Raw genomic sequence first — 19,851 nt, forward strand, 5'->3', positions numbered from 1 at the left:
AACGAATATGTAAGTCGCGACCCTACCTTATATGAGTATGCTTTTCTATGTCACGTTATGCTCATCTAATATACCGTATTTCTTTTTAAATCTTGTAAGAATCGTAATCCATGAAGTACTAAATAGTAATAAGAAAATAACATTCGAAATCGCATGGCTCAAATCAAAGTAAAAACTTGCGATATAATACGAAATGACAGTTTCCCACGTTGCTTCTCGTATAAAACCGAGAAGGCCCCAGAAATTCATAATCCAGCCAAATAAAAAGCCAACAATTACTCCGTAAAGAAGTCTTCCCCATAGCTTTTTCATAAAAAATGTATTACGAAGTAAACCTGCTATAAAACCAATCATACCCCACGAAAACATTTGCCACGGTGTCCATGGACCTTGTCCTAAAAAAATATTAGATACAATTGCTGCTGTAGCACCAATCATAAAACCAGTTTCACTTCCAAATACAATTGCAGAAACGATAATGACAAAAGAAGTTGGTTGTACACTTGGTAAAATAGAAAATGGCACCCGGCTTACTGCTGCAATTGCCGCTAATACAGCAACGAGAACAATTTCACGTGAAACAAACGCCTTTCTTTCAAAACGGATATAGAAAGGTAACATAATAACCGCTAATATAAACAAACTACTTAACATGTAATAACCGTCCATGACAAGTGTCGTAAAGAGTAATGTGCCGATTATTACTGCAAAGATACATATTATGAATGCAACATATCTTTTGGACAAGCTTCGTACACATCCTCCCACGTTAATGCATATGGCAATTCTTTTCGAATGAATCGGTTAATAGATGTTGTATAAAAGAAGTTGCCGCTAAAAAATTCTTTCGGTGCATCATTCATAATGACTGTTCCATCAAATAACATCATACATTGATCAACGTATTTCGCTGCAAATTCAATGTCATGCGTCGCCATTACAATTGTTGTTCCTTCTTTTTGTAGCTTCCTAAATAGCTCTCCTACTCTTTCTTTCTTCCATGGATCTAACCCCTTTGTCGGTTCATCCAGTAATAATAAAGTCGGCTTTGATAATAACGTCGTACATAACGCAAGTAATTGTTGCTCTCCTCCGCTACAATCGTGCGGATGGCGTTCTTTAAGCGAATACAACCAAAACTGTTTTAGCGTATCTTCTGCTATTTCTTTTCCTTGTTCTCCATATAATTCACGTGCACGTTCATAAACCTCGTCCCATACTGTATCAAATGTAAAATGATAATACGGATGCTGCGATACATACCCAATACTTTTAAATCGTTCTTTCGAATCAATTTTATGTATCACTTTTCCGTTCCACTTTACTTTCCCTCTTCTCGCTTTTTGTAATCCTGCTAAAATCGTTAACAGTGTAGACTTACCTGTACCATTCTTCCCAACGAGTGCTACCCATTTTCCTTTTTCAATCGAAACTGATAAATCACGTAAAATAAGCGGACTATTTTTTTCATATTGGAACGAAATATGCTCTGCGCTTAAAATTACCTCTTGCTTTTCACTTTGTGCTATTGGCTCATTTACATATGATATCGCTGCAAAATCATTCATTTTCATTTGCGCCTCTCGCACTGTAAACGGAATATCTCTCACATTCCACTCTAAAAATAGCCTTGGAATTTGCGGAATAAATGGACGGAATGTTTCTACTGCCCACATATCCGTAATAACAATTTTAGGACTACCATCATACATAATACGGCCATTATCCATACAAACAACGCGTGTTGCAAGCGGGATAACTTCATCTAAGCGATGTTCACTTAAAATAATCGTAATTCCAAGTTCTTCATTAATCCGTTTTAATAATCCTAAAAATTCTTTTGCAGCGATTGGATCTAACTGCGCTGTCGGTTCATCTAATAATAGCAATTTCGGCTGCATAACTAATACCGCAGCTAAATTGACAAGCTGCTTCTGCCCACCAGATAACGTATGAACAGATTGATGCAATAAATCTTGAAATCCTAAAAAGCTAATAAGCTCTGCTATTCTTTTTTGAATAATATGTGATGGTAATCCGATATTTTCTAAAGAAAATGCTAATTCTTGAATCACTGTATCCATAACAATCTGGTTTTCTGGGTTTTGAAATACCATCCCAATTTCTTGGGCAGATAACAAATCAGCTACTTCCTCTATTAAAACACCCTCATAAAATATCTCTCCAGAACGCGTACCAATTGGAAGTAACTCCTTTTTAAAATGTTTTAATAACGTCGTCTTCCCAGATCCCGATCCTCCAGCAAGTGCAATAAACTCACCTTTTTGAACAGAAAGAGAAATATGCTGTAACGCGTATTCGTTTTCATCAGCATATACAAATGATAAATTGTTTATTTCTGCATGCGCCACCATATCCATTCTCTCCCTTCCATCATAATTGGTAAACTAATAAACAGTGTAAATAATACAAACATCATTCCATCGTATTGCTGGAATAAAATAGATTCGACTTTCGGATAAATAATCAATTTCCCTCCGCCATAATTACTACATACAATAGCAGCTATAAATAAAATGATTAAATAACTGAGCGTATACCAATCACGCCTTTCCATTCTATAGCGAATATACGTCGTACGCTTCGTTACACCAAATCCACGAGCTTGCATAGAATCTGCCGTTTGCAGTGCATCTTCTAATGAACAAATTAATAATACTTGCAGCAATTGCATACCATTTTTGACGCGTTCAATTATCGAACCTGAATCTACCTGCACACCTTTCGTTTTTTGGACGAGTGTGATTTTCTTTAATCGTCTTATAAACAAAGGAACAAATCTCACTGTAATCATCGTTAACAATGCAACTTTCGGTGAAATTCTTGAAAACAAATATAAAAATTTATGACTGGACATAATATCATTGTACGACGCAAACGTAAACATAACTGCAACTAGTAATAACCCCATTACTATTCCAAACATAATCGCCTCAAGCTTAATACGGCTATCACCTAACCAAAATAACGTAGTTCGACCTCTATGCGTTAATAACGAATTAAATAAAATTACCATAAAAAAGAAAACAATTGTGCTCGGTAGCATCTTTCTTATCTTTTCGCTATTTCCTTGCATCACATTTAACATAATAATTAATACTATTGCTCCAATTAAAAAAAGAGGATGAAGACACACCGTACATAGTATCATCACCCCGATATAATAGAAAAAATTCACAAAAGGATGTAAAGAAGAAAAACTTATTTTCATAGCCCTTTACCGAATGCCTTTCTTATTGTAATACGTATACCCACTCAATTGTATCTCCTGGTTTTACCGTAGCTACACCAGCACTATGGTTTGGAAAAGCACCGTTCACACGATATTTCCATCCACTAGTATCCGCAATATCTTTTTCATATAAATCATTAATACCTTTTACATAAATACTATCTCTAGATCCGCTTGCATCAACATCTAATCCTGTACGTTGTAATACTTTATACACAGTATCGCCATCTTGTACATCCATCTTTTTCGCACCCATTATATATCCGTTATTTCCTTTTACCGAGATTGTTACTTGTTTTGCTTTAGGTACTGGTGGTGGTACTGGTGGTGGCACTGGGTTTGGTGGTGGTACCGGTGGTGGTGGAGCTGGTACACTATTGCTCTCTTCTGGCTTTTTCTTTTGCTCCTGCTTCGGTGTTTCTTTCGGCTGATTCACAACCTTTGCTTCTTCTTTTACTTCTGGTGCTTTCGGTTGTTGTTTCTCTTCTGGTGCTTGTTGCTGCTCTGGTTGCTTATTTACAGCCGGCTGTTGTTCCTGTTGTTTCTCTTCTTTCTTTACCTCTGGTTGTGCCTGCGGCTTTTCCTCTTTCGGCTTCTCTTCTACTTTTTGTTCTTGTTTCTCTTTCTGTTCTTCTTGCTGCTTTTCTTCTGCTTTTTCTTCTGGCTTCGCTTCATCTTTTTGTTCTTCTTGTTTCGCTACCTCTTCTTGCTTCGGTTCTACCTTCTTTTCAGGCTTTACAGCTGCCTCTTCACATCCGGCAAGTAGCCCGAGCGAAAGCAGTAAAGAAATGAACCATTTCACCTTACTCATCCTATCTCTCACCTTTCATACGAAAATTAGGAGCAAATAATTGCTCCTAATTTTTTGTTAAGCTGCTTTACGTCTCCATAATACATATGCAGAAGCAATACATAATACACCCATACCTACTTCTGTTGCTGGACTATGAGAAGATGCTCCTGTTTTTGGTAGACTGTTACCGTTTCCGATTTTTTTATTCTTAACCGGTTCGTTATCTACAACTACTTTTAGATTTTCATCTTTTGTTTCTTCTTGTACTTGTTTTTGTTCTTTCGGTTCTTCAGTAACTTCTTTTTCTACTACATTATTTTCTGGTTCAACGACCTTTTCTGGCTCTTCAATCGGTTTTGGCTTAATTACATCACCAATGTCTACATTAGACCAATCATAAATAGATTTCCCCATTTCCTTAAATTGAAGTAATGCTAAAAGAGCCTGTTCTGTAGCCATTCCGTTACCATTTTGATCACTTGGTAACCATTTAAATTCACCATTTGAAAGTTGATATGATAATAGGTTTTGCATTGCCTTATGAAGACGGTTTTGATCTACATCTTTAACAAGCGATAATCCAATAATTGCTTGCGCAGTACTATTTGAATTTTCTTGTCCATCAGCTGAAAAACCACCATTTTGCAGCTGTTCGTTATATAAATACGCAACAGCTTTTTGTATAGCTGGTTTCACATCTGATCGCTCTTGATAAGGGGCTAATGCTGATAAAACCATACCTGTTACATCAACGCTACTAGCACTATCTTTACTACCTGAACTATTATAAGTCCATCCACCGTCTGTATGCTGATTATTTAACAGTGCTTCCACTAGAGCAACTCTGTTCCATTTTGATTCAACTGGAATCTCATACTTCTTCGTATCAAATGCAAGTAAAGCAAATGCATAACCTGTAACAGAATTCACTTTATCTGACTCATACAATTTTTGAACTAAATTATGTCCACCTACATTTTTAGGGTCTGCACTCATTGCATTCATCATAATAATTGTTCTAGCTAAATCTGTCGCTGAAAAACGATTAATGCGCTTTTCTACTTTTTCAGTTACTGACTTAACATAATTTAATTTTGCCTCAATTGGCACATTCTTTCCAGAACGAGAAAGCGCTACAGCTACCCAATCACTTTCAATTCCATCTTGTAACATCTTATCTGATGTTTTAGAAATGGCTTCGTTTAATTGTGCACTTGAATCTTGAATGTTCTCTTGCTTTGGTTGTTCTGGTTGTTCTGGTTGTTCTGGTTGTTCTGGTTGTTCTGGTTGTTCTGGTTGTTCTGGTCTTGGATCATCCGTCTTTGGTTCTTCTGGTTTTTCTTGTTTTGGATCATCCGTCTTTGGCTCTTCTGGTTTTTCTTGTTTTGGATCATCCGTCTTTGGTTCTTCTGTTTTACACGTCCCAAACTTATCTAACGTTTCTTTCAATGTTTCCTGGCTTATATTGCTCCAGTCTGAAGCAAAGCGAAAGACAACAACATCTCCAGATTTTAATTTATAACTATCTGCTCCGACTTCTGCAGACTTATCATTTACATCATACAGCCAAGCACTTGTATCCCCGGCCATTAAACCATCGATTCCTTTTACATATGTTCCAAACGACATCGTTTCAGATTCTACCTTGTCCCCCATGACCTTTTGCAGCAAACTTAAAGCTGTTTCCCCATCTTTAATTTGCTCTTCTTTCGGACATAACATAATGCCTTTTTGTGATTCCCCAATAATTGCAAGTTTTGCTGTATTTTCTTCAGCAAACGTAATATGTACTGTATTCGCAAAAGAAACAAATACAAGTGTCACTGCCATTAACGACGTAAGCAGCCACTTTTTCAACATTGCCATCCCAAAATTTCCTCCCTTACTACCATTTACACAAAAAAAGGCCCTTCAAGGGCGTGCGATTGACACTCTCTTTTTGTAAGTGTCGAACAAAAATGTACAACACCTCCTACCCGCATTATTCGCGGCTATATTTGTATAGGAAAAATAATTTTGTTTATGAACGTATCATTGTGATAACATTCACTTTTCTTGGCACAACTTACTTCCATTTAAGTTATCATAAAACGATAAACCTATACATTCTGTAAATTTTAAATTTCTGTATTATTTTACTATTGACAAAGAATTTTGTCCATGCTTTATCGGATTTATTTTCTAAGAATAATAACTTATTAACTCTTAACTATGTAAACTCTTTTCGCTAATAATGACGCCATCTTCATCCGCATAGACATATTCATTTGGATTCCATTCTACTTGTCCAAAGTGCAATGAAATATTTCGTTCTCCTTTTCCTTCTTTCACACTTCTATTTGGCATCGTTCCTAACGCTAAAATACCAATATTAATATTCTTTAGTTCACTAGAATCACGAACATACCCATTCACAATAATTCCTGCTAGCTTTCTTTCTTCTGCAATAGCTGCCAAATTATCACCAAGTAACGCACAATTAGCAGACGCTCCTCCATCAACAACTAATACTGTTCCTTCTGGTAATGTTTGCAATCCTTCCTTCACTAGTACATTATCATCTTTCACTTTTACAGTTGCAATTTTCCCATGGAATTGTTCTTTCTTCCCAAAAGACCGAAAAGACTGGCGACATATTTGTAATTCCTTTTCAAATTCATCACATAGATCAGTAGTTTTCCACATCTTGTTCCCTCTTTTCCTTTTTCTTTTTACATAACATATTCTTGGCTTATTATCGTTTCCCTGTCTAATATTGCAATAATTTGTATGTGCGGGAAAAGGATACAAAAACTATTGCCTTAAGAAGCTACCTTTATTATAATCTATTTCACAGATTGAATTCAGAATATTAAAAATTAACCAAGTGAAGAAGGAGGGATTTTATGCAAATACAAACTGAGGCAAAAAAACAACCTAGTAAACAAAAGTTTAAAATGCCTGATGCGTACGTACTACTATTTTTTATTGCTTTACTTTGCGCCATTGCTACATATTTCGTTCCCGCTGGAGAATTTAAAAGAGTTACAAACGGGACCGTTACAACGACAATACCAGGTAGCTATCATTCTGTTCCGCAATCACCTGTAGGATTTGTTTCTTTTTTTACCGCTATTGAAAAAGGAATGACACTTGCTGCTCCGATCATCTTTTTAATTTTATTTACAGGCGGTGCCATTGCCATTCTTGAAAAAACAGGTGCTCTTGACGGTTTAATCTATCATGTTATAAACAAATTTCGTAATCAGCAATTACTTTTCATTTGTATCGTTGCCGCACTTTTTTCTATTCTCGGAACGACTGGCATTATCGTTAATTCAGTTATCGGTTTTATCCCCATCGGTATCATCGTTGCACGCACATTAAAATGGGACGCTATCGTCGGTGTAGCAATTATTTATTTAGGCACTTATGCTGGTTTTAACGCTACTATTTTATCCCCCTCACCTTTAGGCATTTCACAAAAGATCGCAGAACTTCCGATGTTTTCGGGAATTGGTTTACGCACAGCTATCTATATATCTTTTTTACTTGCCACTATCCTTTATATTAATTGGTATGTAAAGCGCTTGAAAAAATCGAATAAAGGAAGCATTCTTGGCGATAACTGGTTTCCAAGTAACGCTCTTTCAAGCGAAAAGGAAGCAGAGAAAAAAGAAGTTCCTTGGACGATACGTCATAAATTAATTTTACTCGTTTCAGCTTTATCATTAATTGCATTTTTAATAGGCGCTTTTCGTCTACATTGGACGGACGCAGAAATGACCGCTACTTTTATTTTCATAGCAATTACAGCCGGAATAATAGGTGGCATGAAAGCAAACGATATCGCTTCTACTTTTCTAACTGGCTGCCAAAACCTTATCTATGGTGCTTTAATTGTCGGAATGGCTCGCTGTATTTCAGTCATTTTAGAACAAGGCAAATTACTTGATACTATCGTTAACCAGCTCGCACAGTCTCTTGAAGGACAAAGCCCTGTATTTGGTGTTATCGGTATGTACGTAAGTAGTGCCGCATTACATTTCCTTATTTCATCCGGAACAGGAGAATCGGTTATTTTTATTCCGATATTAGCTCCATTAGCTGATTTCATGCACATTACACGCCAAGTTACAGTACAGGCTGTTATGCTCGGCGAGGGTGTAGTAAACTGCCTTAATCCAACTTCCGGTGTTTTAATGGGCGTTCTCGCAGCGAGCGGCATTTCTTATGGAAAATGGATTCGTTTCATGGCTCCACTTGCACTCATTTGGTTTATCATTGGACTTGTTTTTCTTATTGTTGGGGTGAATATTGAGTGGGGACCTTACTAAATACTTAACTAGATAAATAAGTACTATCGTTCCATATAAATATCTATTCTATTTCCCTCACTAGTCCTATAAAAATCATTTATTCTAGTAAAAATATAAGAAGGGATTGATCATAATGATCAATCCCTTTTATCAAAATATAATACCTTTAAAAATCTTAGTTCCAAATTTTATTTACCCATTCAGGATGATCAATAAAAGGATTGCGGTTATGTTGATATTTTGTAAAAATCACTTCATTACGCTTTCGCTCTAAATCATCGACCGGGTCTTGTTCATTCCATTTTAATAAGACAGATAGTTTCCCCATGTATGGATCTTTATTGTTATTCACTTTTTCATTTAGTTCTAAATCTATTTCGCCGTTGTCTCCCTCGTAACGAACAGCCATATAAAACAGCATTCTAGCAATATCTCCCTTTACACTATCACGAGGTTCCCAAGAATCACTATCATATTTACATTCTGTCGCCTCAGAATGATTCACACCACCATTATCAAAATCTAGATTTCCACGTGAACTATTTACAGATACATCCGTCGCTCTTAAATGATGTAGATCTGTTCCAGGTCCTGCAGTCGTTCCAAAGTCACCGTGAGATTTTGCCCAAACATGCTCTCGGTTCCAGTTATTTACTCCTGATCCATTCGTAAGCTTCCCTTGCGAACGACCAGTATATAAGAGTATCACATTATTTTTATTATTTGGATCTTCATCAGTATCTCCTAGTGCTTCCCAAACCGCACTGTATGATAATTTTGTATGATTATCAATAACATTATGCAATTCCTTCTTTAATTCTAACCCCGTTTTTCCTATTGCGTTATTATAATATGTATCGTCATAACTTTTTACAATAATCTCTTGTGCTGATGCAGGAGCTACTTCACCGTGTATAGTATCTGTGAATGATAGAGATGCAGAACCTAAAATAAAAAATGAAGACAGTGTAATCATAGCAATCTTTGTATTTCGAAACTTCATATACCCATTCCCCTTTAAAATATAATTTAAAGCTATTAACTAAAAAGTGCTTTCTAACCCCCAAAACCTTTTAGAAACCCCTACCCCTTTTCTGTTTATTTAATACAAGACTCTATCCAGTCTGTATCACTTCTAAACTTTTTATTTATTCACATTCCAAACAATTTCACTTTTTACAAGGAATATCCTTTTCTTATAAAGATTATTAACATATTCTTTACAACTAAAAAGTAGTTTAATATTAACTTATAAATTTAAATTTATTTATGCAATAATGCATATTTGATAAATACTTTAAAAAACAGTTTGAATAAAATGCATTCAAAGAAAACCGTGCCACAAAACAGATACGGTCTAAGACAGAAATAATAAAAATTAAGATGATAGCTCGACTTTTCCCTTTTCCATAACTATCTTTATTTTTGTGTAAAACCATTCTTTCTCTGAATAATACGTACAAAAATAGATTGGATACCATGTAGGCACCAATCTATTTTAATTAAAGAAACTGTGTCAATTCTGAGTTCACAACACGTTGTGCAGTAATAATAACATTTTCAGCTGTTAGTCCATAAACACTATATAGTCCACCAGGTTGATTAGGAACAATTTGAACTTCATATTCAAATGCTTGTCCAAGAGCAGGATGAACTAAACTTAGAGTTGCAAAAGTAGAAGCATTAGAATTCACATTGAAGTTTACCTGTTCAATTAATACTAATGAACCGTCAAGTCTAAAAACTCTAGCTACTCCAGTAAGTGGGCCCGCAGTACGGTTAAGGATCTTCACCCTAACTTTATTTGCGTTAGCAGGTTGATTTCCTACGTTTTCAATTGGTCCTGTAGTAAGAGCCATATAACATCACCTCCATTATATTATTATGATATTCAACGGTATATATTGATGTTATAGTTTAATTATCCAATTTATTTTAAATAAAAAAATGTTCGTTTTTATCGCGTTAATTAATAAAAACGAACATTTTATAATGAATGAATTCGCAAAAAAATAAATTCATATACTAAACTAAATCAACCTACAACAACCGTTTTTTTTACAGACAATTACTCTCCCTTCCGACTTCCTCACTTTCGCCTAATATTGAACCGGGAATCTTTCAACCCGCATGTTGCGAGATAAAATGCGTATCCATCCAATTCACAATTATTTCTTCCAGCTCTGGATGAAGGGGCTTTCCCGCTCCTTTTTCATAATTCTTTTTAAACTCTAAAGCTTTGAACTCCCCCTCAAAACTTTTTAAACTATGATCCATATCTTTTATTACATGTACTGCAGAATCACCCTTCACATAATCACCAATCTGCTTTGCTCTTTCAGGGTCAGCTTGAATATCTTTATCACCAGCAATAGCTAGTACTGGACATGTTACTTGTTGTAAGTCTTTATAGATGTCATGCTGAAAATGCTCTCTAAACCACTTTGCATTCATCGGTTTAAAACCAACTTTAATCGTATCTTTTTCTGTGTTCATCATTTTCTCTTTTATTTTTTCCATCTGTTTTTCTCCGCGTTTCTCTACATTAAGAAGACGCATTAGTTTTCCTTTTATTCCTTTCTGCTCTTTTAGTTCTTTATAAGCAATTTCTCTTTGTCTTTTTGTAGCTTCTTCTAATGATTCTGCAGCTCCTGTAATAAGTATGAGTCCATTAACTGGTGTTCTTGCGTTTACTACAGTGGCTAACATACACCCTTCACTATGACCAGCTAAAATGATATTTTCTGGATCAACAAATGGTTGTTCTTTTAAATACGTTATCATGGCTTCTATATCACTAACTAAATCCCACATTCCAGTCTTCAGAATTTCTCCGTTACTCTTTCCTACTCCGCGCTTATCAAAACGGAGCGTCACTACTCCAAGTTGCGCCATTACATGTGCTAAATCTTTATATATGTTCGACTCAAGCTTTAGCGGTACTATCGTTCCATCACGATCAACTTCTCCAGATCCAGCAATAATGACAACAGCAGCATACTTCCCACCAGCTTTTGGCTTTGTAATCGTACCTTGCAAAGTTAATTCACTTTTTACCGCTACTTCATATTCATCAAAGATCATTATATTAATCCTCCTTCTATTCCGTTATATCTAATTTGAATTTCAAACTCGCTATTATATTTTTGTACTCTCTTACATCTTTCATAGGAGCGAAAACTGGATTCTCTGCAATACTTTGTAACATGCTCCGCTTTATAATCTCTTCATTTCTAACCGTTTTAGCGCCTAGCGGAAATTCTGCAAACCAGTCATCAATCGCATCAAAATAGGAATCTCCATGTAAATGCAGGCTATTTACTGTAAAGCTAGCCGCACAAACCGCTGCATATTTCCGTAACATTTCTAATGCTCTTTCAAAATTCCCTTGCATACAATATACTTGCGCAGCAGCATAGTATACTTTTAAAGTCATATTAGGATGTAATGTTTCTATTTCATATATATCTATTAACATGAAAGCTCTATTTAAAATTACCTCTACCTTTTCAGCGCTTGAGGCATTTACTACTACATAATTCGGTATTGTCGCAACGAGTTGTATTAAATGTTGGTACATACTAATTTGCATTATTTCATTTGCCTTTTCAGCATTTCCAAGCATTTGATACGCTTGTGCGATTAGATCTTCCTCTGGAACGTTAGGACGTATCGTTCCGCCAAGCAATTGCAATACTTCATTGGGTTTATTAAGTATAAGATAGCAAGTTGCTTGAAACGATACCGCCTCTTTCACAAGAGAAACATCGTCACTTTCTTCCTGCACTCTGCTAAAAAGATGCATTGCCTCTTCTAAAATTTCAATTCTTTTATCCGTATCCTCTGTTAACATATGGTGATTAATAAAAAGAAGTCCCATTTGAAGTAATAACGGAAAACAAGAATAATATTTTTTAATTATTCCTCTGCACTCTATCATTACTTCAGCAAACGTTTTTTCACTAAAAGCTTCTGCGAGTCTATGATATAAATTTTTAATATCTTCCTGTTTCATTTGCGGTGTATAACTAATTAGTTCATCTATACTAATGTTAAAGTATGATGCTAACAGTGGTAAAAATGTAATATCCGGATAACTCTGCCCCGTCTCCCATTTGGAAACAGACGCCTTCGTAATACCGATATACGCCGCTAACTCTTCCTGCGTAATTCCCTTTTCTTTTCTCTTATCTGCAATGATTTTATGAATCTGAATTTCTCTCACTGTATCACCTCATACTTTTATTATATGTACTATATTCTATACAAAATATGGATTTAAAGTCGACTTTCGTTAACAAAATCAACTGTTAGGAAACCTCTCTCTAAAATCAAAGGCAGGAACATATTTGATATGTTCCTGCCTCTTTATTGTGGGTACCGATACATAGCCATCTAGCTAAGATTTTGAAGTGCTGCAAAATCAAAAATTTCATTTCAACACAGTTTTCTATAAGAATCCAGTGAACAACTTATTTGCATAGTTTTCGTTATTGGAAGTAACTTTAAGTTATTTTTAAAATAAATATAAAGTATGCCTAGTACAAATTCCTGAATTGTACCCGTTTGTTCAAGTTTAATTTTCATTATACTTTTTGTAATGAGTCCAGCGCTTTTTTTAATTCGTCTGGTTTTTGAGTGCCGATTACCACTGTGTTATATTTCAACTTTAACTCTATACCTTTATTACCCTTCATATTATAGGCTTTTTCATTCTTAAGGTTAAAACGAATTCCCCATCCCCCAAATCGTTTTAGTGGACTGTAAGTAATGCATTCATAATGATGTATATTTTTGAAAAGGTACTGCTTATATTGGAAATGAAAAGGAACAAAACGAACATAAAGACCTTTTTCACGAACCTCAATGATTAGTTTCAATACTCCAAGCATTAATACAGGAAAGGCAATCCCGAAAAACAACCACAAAACAATTAATACACCATTAGGAGCTGGTTTATCTCCAAACGGGGTATCAAGAATAATTTGTTGAATGAATCCATACCACATCAGCATGGCGATTCCTAATATGAGTATCCATACCAAAATTGGGGATCTCTGAACCTCACGAAAGATAACTTCTTCTTGTTGTTTCATTAATGATTGTCATCTCCTAAATGGTTTATTTTTTCTCACTCATTTTAAGCCGTTTTGCACTTCCGAAAAAAGCACTTCCAATTATGAATATAACGGAAGAAAGATACATTGTTATCCCTGAATATTCATTATCAAACATGGTAATATTAAGTAAATTGATGAACATCATCAATATAAGTGATATGTACAATCCATTAATATATTTCACTTATGCCCCTCCCTTTTTACTTTACTTTTTTCGGAAACCCCTATGTAATAAATAATCGTTTCTAAAGATATTATTTAAAATATATTTTTCCCTATTTTACCATTTTATAGAGTTGATATGTTGTTTGTTTTCGGTTGAATATTGTATACATAATCAGTTAATATAACGTATTATTACGTAAATAAAAAGGATAATCCGCCCTCATCATGGACTAACTATCCTATAAAACTAGAACTTCTTTTCCTATGTATCATTATTTCGTTATTTCACCAAACTGCGCTCTCGTCACTTTCGCCAAGTCATCAACTTTAAGCTCAACTTGTATACCAATTTTCCCGCCACTTACGATCATCGTTTCAAGCGATTGAGCACTTTCATCGATACATGTAGAAAATAACTTCTTCATTCCGACTGGTGAGCAACCACCACGAATATATCCTGACACTTTCGTAATATCTTTTACAGGAATCATTTCAATCTTCTTTTCACTTACCGCTTTTGCGGCAGCTTTTAAATTTAGTTCCTCATCTACCGGGATGATAAACACATGATAATTTTTACTATTCCCTTGAGCGATTAACGTTTTATATACTTCTCTCACTTCTCGTCCAATTTTCTCGGCTACTGATACGCCATCAATTTTCCCATCGTCTGGATCATATGACATCATCGAATATTCGATCTTTTCTTTATCTAATATTCGCATCGCATTTGTTTTATCTTTTTTCATAACGTTCTCCTTAAAAGGTTATTTCATATTATTAAGTTTTATTATACACCCTTTTCCATTTCTCCTACATAACTTCACGTATATTTCAAAACTAAAAATATTGATAATTCAAAAATCATCTGATATAATTTGGAAAAACTTACGTTAAGGAGAGATTTGCAATGCGAAATTTTAATACTTCTTTCCAACTTCATCATCATACGTAACGCCGTGTATCCGAAGAAAAATTTTTCTTCGTGGGTACAGGGCTTTTCCTGTTGACCCACGAAGCGTTCATAAAGCTATGTGGGTATTTTTATACCTGCATAGCTTTTTTTAATTTAAAAAAGGAGTGATTACAATGGAAATGAAAAATGTAAAAGGAACGAAAGACTATTTACCAGAGGAGCAAGTGCTGCGAAATAAAATTAAAAGAACTTGCGAAGATACATTTGAACGATACGGATGCAAACCGTTAGAGACACCAACGTTAAATATGTATGAGCTTATGTCTTACAAGTACGGCGGTGGCGATGAAATATTAAAAGAAATATATACGCTAAAGGATCAAGGAAAACGTGAGCTTACCTTACGATACGATTTAACTATTCCATTCGCAAAAGTTGTGGCAATGAATCCGAACATCCGACTTCCTTTTAAACGTTATGAAATTTGAAAAGTATTTCGAGATGGACCAATTAAACAAGGAAGATTTCGTGAATTTATACAATGCGACGTTGATATAGTCGGTGTAGAATCAGTCATGGCAGAAGCGGAACTTATGAGCATGGCGTTTGAGCTGTTCCGAACATTAAACTTAGAGATAACGATCCAATATAATAACCGAAAATTGTTAAATGGTATTCTTCAGGCCATTAACATCCCTACTGAATTAACAAGTGACGTCATTTTATCATTAGACAAAATCGAAAAGATTGGGATTGATGGTGTACGAAAAGATGTATTAGAGCGCGGAATTTCTGAAGAAATGGCTGATACAATATGTAATACTGTATTATCTTGTCTAAAGCTTTCAATTGATAACTTTAAAGACGCTTTCAATACTCCACTCGTTGCCGATGGAGTAAACGAATTGCAACAATTACAGCAATATTTAATCGCTCTTGGAATAAATGAAAATGCTATATTCAATCCGTTTTTAGCGCGAGGACTTACAATGTACACAGGCACCGTATATGAAATCTTTTTAAAAGATGGATCGATTACATCTAGCATCGGTAGCGGCGGTCGATACGATAATATTATTGGGGCATTCCGTTGCGATAATATTAGCTATCCAACAGTCGGTATTTCATTCGGTTTAGACGTTATTTATACAGCACTCTCACAGAAAGAAACGATATCATCTACAGCGGATGTATTTATCATCCCACTCGGGACAGAATTACAATGCTTACAAATTGCCCAGCAATTACGTTCTACCACTTCCTTAAAAGTCGAACTCGAACTAGCAGGACGCAAATTAAAACGTGCTCTTAATTATGCCAATAAAGAGAATATCCCTTACGTGCTTATTATTGGTGAAGAAGAACTTAGTACAGAAACCGTTATGCTGCGGAATATGAAGGAAGGTAGTGAGGTGAAGGTTCCGCTTTCTTCTTTGAAAAATAATACATTGAATAAGTATTTTACTACGCCTACTACGTTATGACTGTGAAGTATTCTCAAAATGTAAATCAGGTAAACAAAAAAGGGCTGTCCGCGCATGACAGCCCTTTTCCCTTAATGAACAACACCTTCATAAGTGAAATTATATTAACGATTTTTCGAATATATCTATCATAATTTACACTATATCAACGATACATAGATTTTTTCATTTTATAGATAACCGGGCGATTAGTTTACATAAAATAATTATAATCAATTTAATCTTACAAAACTTTAACATCCAATTACCTATTTTAATAATATATGGTTTTCTAACTCCACTACCAATTTAAGAAGAATTCATATCCGTCTCTACTATACCACTTTCATCTATTAACTTTTATTTTGTGCATTCCTACTCTCCAAAACTTTCTCCATATTATGAGTTGCCCATTCCATCATTAATAGAATCATTGGACGTAGTGATTCACCAAGCTCAGTTAATGAATATTCTACTTTTGGCGGCACTTCACGGTATACTTCGCGATGTATGATGCCATCTGCTTCAAGTTCTCTCAGCTGCAGTGTTAACATTCTTTGTGTGATATTTGGTTTTAATCTTTTTAACTCATTAAACCGCTTTGTACCATCTAATAAATGATACAAAATTACCCCTTTCCATTTCCCTCCAATCACCTCAACCATAGCTTCAACTGGACAAGAATATTTATTTAAAAATGGGTAATTTATATTATTTTCGTTTGGACAATCCATAATAAATCCCTTCCCTTAACATTAGTATCTTTTTTGATACTATAACACATAAATGTGCGTACTTGTATCTATGTTACTTTAAAAATATAATTTACTTACAAAAATAAATTCATGAAAAGAGGAACTTTTATGACAAATACAAAAGAAAAAATTATGGAGGCTTTTCATTTCAGACATGCATGTAAAGAATTCGATCCTATGCACAAAATTTCAGAAGAGGATTTTAAATTCATTTTAGAAACAGGCAGATTATCTCCTTCTTCTTTTGGATATGAGCCTTGGAAATTTATTGTCGTACAAAATAAAGAATTAAGAGAAAAACTACAACCGTATTCATGGGGCGCTGGTGGGCAACTTGCAACAGCAAGCCATTTCGTCATTGTTCTTTCAAGAAACATTAAAGATATGCATTATGATGCAGAGTATATTAAATATATGATGAACGATATTATTGGATTGCCTGAAGACACTCAAAAAATTAGATATGAATTCTTCAAAAAGTTCCAGAAAACAGATTTTAACTTATTACAATCCGATCGTGCTGTATTTGATTGGGCATCTAAACAAACTTATATTGCTTTAGGTAATATGATGACGAGCGCAGCTCAAATCGGTATTGATTCTTGTCCAATAGAAGGATTTGATAAAGAGGAAGTAGATTCTTTACTTCGTCAAGAAGGCATTATACAAGGCGATAATCTTGAAGTATCAGTTATGGTTGCCTTTGGTTACCGTAAAGAAGAGCCAAAGCGTGATAAAACAAGACAGACTATGGATACAATTGTTGAATGGATTTAGTAATATAGTACACACAAATAATGCTCCTAATAGCTGTATACTCATACTAAAGAAGAATCAGTTGTTTTCTTACGTATGAATTTGGTTTTTCATGGAAAGATATGTTAGTATGTATACAGTTTGAGTGCTCTATTTTTAGAGTCGAACAGGAGGAGAATGAATATGTCTGATATTGAAGTTGGCGAAGTGTTTACTCTTAGTGATGAGAATAACGAAGAGCAAGAAGTAGAAGTACTTGGAGCGATGGATGTCGAAGGTGCAGAGTATATTGCAGTTGCCTTTGTTGAAGATATCCAAACAGAAACTGAGGAAGACATTGATATTTTCTTTTTAAAAGTAGAAGAAGATAATGAGTTTTCATACATTGAAAATGATGAAGAGTTTGATAAAGTATCTGCTGCGTTTGAAAAGATTTTGGATGAGCAAGAGCAAGAATAGTATGAATGAAAAACAAGAGGGCGGATGCATATCCGCCCTCTTGTTTTTTATTACTCATCCAGAGACTCACGCAGTAATTGCAGTACATCTTTCATCGCAAAAGGCCCATCTTTTTTAACATGCTCCGCAAATTCTGAAACGAGACGTAATGTTCTCACACTTTCGATTGGATGTTCTCCTGATGCACTTTCAGCTGAAAGCATAACTGCATTCGTCCCGTCCAGTACAGCTTGAAACACATCAGTCACCTCTGCTCTTGTTGGAATAGAATGATCTACCATAGATTGAAGCATTTGTGTTGCTGTAATGACATATGTATTCGTTCGATTACATTCACGAATCATCATTTTTTGTAAAAGTGGAATACATTGATATGGTAACTCTACTCCTAAATCGCCCCTTGCAATCATAATTCCATCTACTTCTTTACATATATCTTGAAAATTCTCGATTGCTTCCATCGTTTCTATTTTTGCAATTACATTAGGTGACGTTTCTTTATACTGTTGTATAAAATCTCCTATTTCTTTTATATGACTAGGTTTTCGTACGAAAGAACACGCGATAAAATCAACATTCTCTTCTAAAAGAAACTGAATATCTTTTTTATCTTTCTCTGTAATAGCTGGTAAACGAACAGCCGCACCTGGTAAATTAACTCCTTTATGGGATGAGATATTGCCACCTGTTTTTACCTTCGTTTCTATTTTGTCCGTACTTATCTTTTCAACAATTAATTCAACTTCTCCATCATTAATCAAAATTCTACTGTCTACTTTCACATCATTCGCAATTCCTTCATAATCAACGCTTGCTTCTGTATTACTCCCTGTAACTGGTTTTGTATGTAAAATAAAAGAATCTCCTGCCTGAAGTGTAATTTGCTCTCCCTTCACTTCACCTAATCTTATTTTAGGTCCTTGTACATCACCCAAAAATTTAATAGAGTCATCTAATGATTTCACTAAACGAATGATGTCTTTATGACTTTCATGTGTGCCATGCGATAAATTCAGTCGAACAATTTTCATACCATTCTTTATTAACTGTGCTAACGTTTCTTTATTATTACTTGCAGGTCCAATTGTACAAATTCGATCGATTGTCATTTTTGTCACCATCCTTTTTTTAATACGTTTCCCATATGAACTTAAAAATAACAGAGATTATGACATGAATAGATTTAAATTTACACGAAATTCATAAAGTTAACCTGTATCCCTTGCTGGCTAAGCATTAGAAGATATATTTCCTTTTTTGCAAATGAAGACATGTTGAATCGAAAGTAAAAGAAAAGTTAAGTATGGGATAAACCATTGAGAGTTTCGAAATTTTCATATATTGTATGAATTGAGTTCGAACTCAAAATTTAAAAAGGTGGGAAAATTAGTGAATATGAAAAAATCTTTATCGGTGACAACTTTAGGGTTAGCGGTTTTAGGTTTTGGTTTTACTAATAACGCAAGTGCTTCAGAGGTCGATACTGTAGACAAGCAGCCCGTTTTAGTTGACTTTGATACAATTCAATCAACAAAAACATCTAGTGTTCCTAGTTTGACTGTTGCAGCTGCACCTAAGAATGACTCTAACATTAGCGTATATACTCCCTTTTTTGGTAACCCATATGCAGTTGCTAAATCGAAATCAACTACGACCGAAGACTATGTTTATGCAAAAGCAAGAACTTTCAATGGCGATGGCTCATTAGTAAATACGAAAAGTAATAGTGCAAAAAAATCATCCTTTGTAAGTGCTACAGCGACCAACACAAGCGTTTATTATGGAGATGATTACGCTATCGGTAATCATACCTATAAATTAAGTGGTTATAATGATGTGAATCACGAAACAAAAGCTTTCTGGTAAGAAAGAG

At 34.9% G+C, this 19,851-nt stretch carries 18 protein-coding genes and 2 pseudogenes; 5 read left to right on the forward strand and 15 right to left on the reverse strand.

Features of this window, described 5'->3' with window-relative positions:
• Positions 1-45 precede the first annotated feature (45 nt).
• The 6 genes from MHI26_RS16740 to rraA all read right to left on the reverse strand — a co-directional run bounded on the left by MHI26_RS16740 (position 46) and on the right by rraA (position 6,731).
• Positions 46-747, reverse strand: coding sequence for an ECF transporter S component (locus MHI26_RS16740; RefSeq protein WP_000044901.1), 702 nt, complete (start codon positions 745-747; stop codon positions 46-48).
• Entirely contained in the window at positions 720-2,381 is a 1,662-nt protein-coding gene (locus MHI26_RS16745; protein WP_061666587.1) for an ABC transporter ATP-binding protein, read from the reverse strand. The genes MHI26_RS16740 and MHI26_RS16745 overlap by 28 nt, the downstream gene beginning before the upstream one ends.
• Positions 2,354-3,232, reverse strand: coding sequence for an energy-coupling factor transporter transmembrane component T (locus MHI26_RS16750; protein WP_061666588.1), 879 nt, complete (start codon positions 3,230-3,232; stop codon positions 2,354-2,356). Before MHI26_RS16750 ends, MHI26_RS16745 begins: the two co-directional genes overlap by 28 nt.
• A gap of 22 nt (positions 3,233-3,254) precedes the next feature.
• Complete coding sequence (locus tag MHI26_RS16755; protein WP_061666589.1) at positions 3,255-4,064, reverse strand: DUF4430 domain-containing protein; 810 nt, start codon at positions 4,062-4,064, stop codon at positions 3,255-3,257.
• Between the two features lie 57 nt (positions 4,065-4,121).
• Positions 4,122-5,912: a DUF4430 domain-containing protein gene (locus MHI26_RS16760; protein ID WP_061666590.1), complete on the reverse strand. Its 1,791-nt coding sequence runs from the start codon at positions 5,910-5,912 to the stop codon at positions 4,122-4,124.
• Between the two features lie 339 nt (positions 5,913-6,251).
• A complete protein-coding gene (gene rraA / locus MHI26_RS16765; protein ID WP_061666591.1) occupies positions 6,252-6,731 on the reverse strand; it encodes a ribonuclease E activity regulator RraA in 480 nt (159 codons plus the stop codon).
• A gap of 200 nt (positions 6,732-6,931) precedes the next feature.
• On the opposite strand from rraA, the gene MHI26_RS16770 reads away from it, so the two are divergent.
• The gene (locus MHI26_RS16770) at positions 6,932-8,362 is read left to right on the forward strand and encodes a YfcC family protein (protein ID WP_001166974.1); all 1,431 of its coding nucleotides are present in this window, start codon (positions 6,932-6,934) and stop codon (positions 8,360-8,362) included.
• Positions 8,363-8,519: 157 nt separating this feature from the next.
• Here MHI26_RS16770 and MHI26_RS16775 read toward each other — a convergent pair whose 3' ends face one another.
• The 7 genes and pseudogenes from MHI26_RS16775 to ybaK form a co-directional block, all read right to left on the reverse strand.
• Positions 8,520-9,347, reverse strand: a complete 828-nt coding sequence (locus MHI26_RS16775) for an endonuclease I family protein (protein ID WP_061666592.1) — start codon at positions 9,345-9,347, stop codon at positions 8,520-8,522.
• A gap of 499 nt (positions 9,348-9,846) precedes the next feature.
• Complete coding sequence (locus MHI26_RS16780; RefSeq protein WP_001229415.1) at positions 9,847-10,203, reverse strand: hypothetical protein; 357 nt, start codon at positions 10,201-10,203, stop codon at positions 9,847-9,849.
• A gap of 199 nt (positions 10,204-10,402) precedes the next feature.
• Positions 10,403-11,428, reverse strand: a pseudogene (locus tag MHI26_RS16785) (alpha/beta hydrolase family protein).
• A 16-nt stretch (positions 11,429-11,444) separates the two neighbouring features.
• Positions 11,445-12,569, reverse strand: a complete 1,125-nt coding sequence (locus MHI26_RS16790) for a helix-turn-helix domain-containing protein (protein ID WP_001206983.1) — start codon at positions 12,567-12,569, stop codon at positions 11,445-11,447.
• Positions 12,570-12,930: 361 nt separating this feature from the next.
• Positions 12,931-13,440: a DUF6141 family protein gene (locus tag MHI26_RS16795; protein ID WP_061666594.1), complete on the reverse strand. Its 510-nt coding sequence runs from the start codon at positions 13,438-13,440 to the stop codon at positions 12,931-12,933.
• 25 nt (positions 13,441-13,465) lie between these two features.
• Positions 13,466-13,648, reverse strand: coding sequence for a hypothetical protein (locus MHI26_RS16800; RefSeq protein ID WP_000875166.1), 183 nt, complete (start codon positions 13,646-13,648; stop codon positions 13,466-13,468).
• Between the two features lie 253 nt (positions 13,649-13,901).
• Positions 13,902-14,378 (reverse strand): Cys-tRNA(Pro) deacylase, encoded by a 477-nt coding sequence (gene ybaK / locus MHI26_RS16805; protein ID WP_061666595.1) that lies wholly within the window; start codon positions 14,376-14,378, stop codon positions 13,902-13,904.
• A 340-nt stretch (positions 14,379-14,718) separates the two neighbouring features.
• On the opposite strand from ybaK, the pseudogene MHI26_RS16810 reads away from it, so the two are divergent.
• A pseudogene (locus MHI26_RS16810) lies at positions 14,719-16,029 on the forward strand (histidine--tRNA ligase).
• A 332-nt stretch (positions 16,030-16,361) separates the two neighbouring features.
• Here the strand turns inward: MHI26_RS16810 and MHI26_RS16815 are convergent.
• Positions 16,362-16,742, reverse strand: a complete 381-nt coding sequence (locus tag MHI26_RS16815; RefSeq protein WP_000340577.1) for a winged helix-turn-helix transcriptional regulator — start codon at positions 16,740-16,742, stop codon at positions 16,362-16,364.
• 129 nt (positions 16,743-16,871) lie between these two features.
• Between MHI26_RS16815 and MHI26_RS16820 the strand changes: the two genes are divergently transcribed.
• Entirely contained in the window at positions 16,872-17,540 is a 669-nt protein-coding gene (locus tag MHI26_RS16820; protein WP_000185608.1) for an NAD(P)H-dependent oxidoreductase, read from the forward strand.
• A 156-nt stretch (positions 17,541-17,696) separates the two neighbouring features.
• Positions 17,697-17,978: a DUF1292 domain-containing protein gene (locus MHI26_RS16825; RefSeq protein WP_002005464.1), complete on the forward strand. Its 282-nt coding sequence runs from the start codon at positions 17,697-17,699 to the stop codon at positions 17,976-17,978.
• Between the two features lie 50 nt (positions 17,979-18,028).
• Here MHI26_RS16825 and MHI26_RS16830 read toward each other — a convergent pair whose 3' ends face one another.
• On the reverse strand, positions 18,029-19,087 hold the full coding sequence (locus MHI26_RS16830) for a pyruvate kinase (protein ID WP_061666596.1): 1,059 nt from the start codon (positions 19,085-19,087) through the stop codon (positions 18,029-18,031).
• 280 nt (positions 19,088-19,367) lie between these two features.
• Here MHI26_RS16830 and MHI26_RS16835 point away from each other — a divergent pair, with 280 nt between their 5' ends.
• The gene (locus MHI26_RS16835; RefSeq protein ID WP_001056356.1) at positions 19,368-19,844 is read left to right on the forward strand and encodes a hypothetical protein; all 477 of its coding nucleotides are present in this window, start codon (positions 19,368-19,370) and stop codon (positions 19,842-19,844) included.
• The last annotated feature ends 7 nt before the right edge of the window (positions 19,845-19,851 follow it).

The sequence above is a fragment of the Bacillus sp. FSL K6-1218 genome (genome assembly GCF_038006445.1).
Taxonomy (GTDB): domain Bacteria; phylum Bacillota; class Bacilli; order Bacillales; family Bacillaceae_G; genus Bacillus_A; species Bacillus_A thuringiensis_S.

Excerpts from the sequence above, each read along its gene's own strand:
- MHI26_RS16820 (WP_000185608.1), top strand. The coding sequence starts at position 16,872 with ATGACAAATACAAAAGAAAAAATTATGGAGGCTTTTCATTTCAGACAT.
- MHI26_RS16830 (WP_061666596.1), bottom strand. The coding sequence starts at position 19,087 with ATGACAATCGATCGAATTTGTACAATTGGACCTGCAAGTAATAATAAA.
- MHI26_RS16745 (WP_061666587.1), bottom strand. The coding sequence starts at position 2,381 with ATGGATATGGTGGCGCATGCAGAAATAAACAATTTATCATTTGTATAT.
- MHI26_RS16795 (WP_061666594.1), bottom strand. The coding sequence starts at position 13,440 with ATGAAACAACAAGAAGAAGTTATCTTTCGTGAGGTTCAGAGATCCCCA.
- MHI26_RS16760 (WP_061666590.1), bottom strand. The coding sequence starts at position 5,912 with ATGGCAATGTTGAAAAAGTGGCTGCTTACGTCGTTAATGGCAGTGACA.
- MHI26_RS16815 (WP_000340577.1), bottom strand. The coding sequence starts at position 16,742 with ATGGATTGTCCAAACGAAAATAATATAAATTACCCATTTTTAAATAAA.
- ybaK (WP_061666595.1), bottom strand. The coding sequence starts at position 14,378 with ATGAAAAAAGATAAAACAAATGCGATGCGAATATTAGATAAAGAAAAG.
- MHI26_RS16780 (WP_001229415.1), bottom strand. The coding sequence starts at position 10,203 with ATGGCTCTTACTACAGGACCAATTGAAAACGTAGGAAATCAACCTGCT.
- MHI26_RS16825 (WP_002005464.1), top strand. The coding sequence starts at position 17,697 with ATGAATATGTCTGATATTGAAGTTGGCGAAGTGTTTACTCTTAGTGAT.
- rraA (WP_061666591.1), bottom strand. The coding sequence starts at position 6,731 with ATGTGGAAAACTACTGATCTATGTGATGAATTTGAAAAGGAATTACAA.
- MHI26_RS16770 (WP_001166974.1), top strand. The coding sequence starts at position 6,932 with ATGCAAATACAAACTGAGGCAAAAAAACAACCTAGTAAACAAAAGTTT.
- MHI26_RS16755 (WP_061666589.1), bottom strand. The coding sequence starts at position 4,064 with ATGAGTAAGGTGAAATGGTTCATTTCTTTACTGCTTTCGCTCGGGCTA.
- MHI26_RS16750 (WP_061666588.1), bottom strand. The coding sequence starts at position 3,232 with ATGAAAATAAGTTTTTCTTCTTTACATCCTTTTGTGAATTTTTTCTAT.
- MHI26_RS16775 (WP_061666592.1), bottom strand. The coding sequence starts at position 9,347 with ATGAAGTTTCGAAATACAAAGATTGCTATGATTACACTGTCTTCATTT.